We start from the raw sequence: 1515 nt of genomic DNA, 5'->3' as shown, positions 1-1515 counted from the left end.
TTTGCTTTATTAGGTAAATCTAAGAAAGTTATACAAAATGCGCAATGGATAAAATCAGATAACACCACAGCAAGATACTTAAGAACAACTATTTATGGAGGTTAATAGAAGGACATTTGGAGCCCTTGCATATAGAAGGTTATTGCGTATATTTGAGAGATGATACGCAATCCGCTGCGCTCCTTGCGTATCATCGGACCGGCGGCTTCCACCGCCTGATGAACACCAGACGCTTCGCGGACTGGCGCACATCAAGCGATTTTGCACAATTCCGACCTGAGCAAAGCTCGGTCGAAACTGAGCAAAGCCGCCGGGCAGTTAGCGGTAATTTTATCAAACAGAATGTTGAACATAAAAAAATATAATCCGATGAAGCTATAAGTAACTGTTCAAAATAAAAAAAAGTGAAACTTTTTTATTGCTTTCAAAAAGCAGTGAGAATTTCTATTATCAACTTTTAAAAATTAGAAGAAATGACGCAGTTACAAATGATTAACAAAACAAAATCTATAGCTCAACAAGACGAAAATGTTTCCGCTGTTTTTATGTATGGTTCATTTACTAAAAGCGAAGGAGATAAATATTCTGATATCGAATTTTACATCTTTTTAAAAAATAAAGAAAATTTCTCGTCGGAAAAATGGGTAAATCAAATTCATCCTGTGGCATTATATTTTACAAATGAATATGGAAGCGAAGTTGCTATTTTTGAGAATATGGTCAGAGGCGAATTTCATTTTTTAAAAACGGAGGAAATTGAAATTATCAAATCTTGGGACGGAATTGTTGCATTTAGCGATTTTGACCAAATGAACCTAATCGACAAAGACGGACATTTAACGAAAACACTAAATCAAATCAAAACGAAATCGCCCGAAAGAATAACAAATGAAAACATCTTGTGGTTAAGTCAATCATTACTGAATGTTGTACTGACAACAAGCAACTTAATTAAGCGAGAAGAATTTGCTCATGCTCATCATAGTTTATCAAATGTTCAGAAATATTTGCTTTGGCTTATTAGAGCAAGAACAAACAAAACCCAACATTGGGAAAGTCCAACTAAAAGTCTTGAAAAGGATATTGATACGACTTGGTATTTTGCGTATAAAACAGTAACATCGGATTTAAATCCTAAAAATATAATTTTAGCTTTTGAAAACTCATTAAATTTATCGGAAAAACTATTTGACGAACTAAATATTGAACCAAAAATGAAAGAAATCCTACATGAAATAAGAAAAAACTACCGCTAACATCGGTTTGGCGAAATGGCGGGTTATGGGAAATATAGAAAGTTCGTACATTTTTTGTCGCAACAGCTTTTTATATTTCCTTTTTTGTTAATTTAGTAAATAATAAAAAGCTGTTGCTCAAGTTAGTGAAAGATTGAAAGTTTTGGCTTTCTAATCCGCCACTATCGCCAAGCTTGAAACGTTGCCTGCTATATTGACCAAACTCAGTCATCATCTTCAAGAGTAAAAATATCATCTACCGTTTTCCCGAAAAATTTTG

At 33.7% G+C, this 1515-nt stretch carries 1 protein-coding gene; it reads left to right on the top strand.

Going from position 1 to position 1515, the window contains the following annotated elements:
* The first annotated feature begins 488 nt into the window (after positions 1 to 488).
* Entirely contained in the window at positions 489 to 1256 is a 768-nt protein-coding gene (gene lnu(H) / locus SD31_RS13060) for a lincosamide nucleotidyltransferase Lnu(H) (protein WP_039054456.1), read from the top strand.
* Positions 1257 to 1515 lie beyond the last annotated feature (259 nt).

Origin of the sequence: Sphingobacterium sp. T2 (assembly GCF_000814685.1) — a bacterium.
Lineage (GTDB): Bacteria > Bacteroidota > Bacteroidia > Sphingobacteriales > Sphingobacteriaceae > Sphingobacterium > Sphingobacterium thermophilum.
Note: the sequence above shows the minus strand (reverse complement) of the source record. Positions and strands in the feature narration are given on the sequence as shown.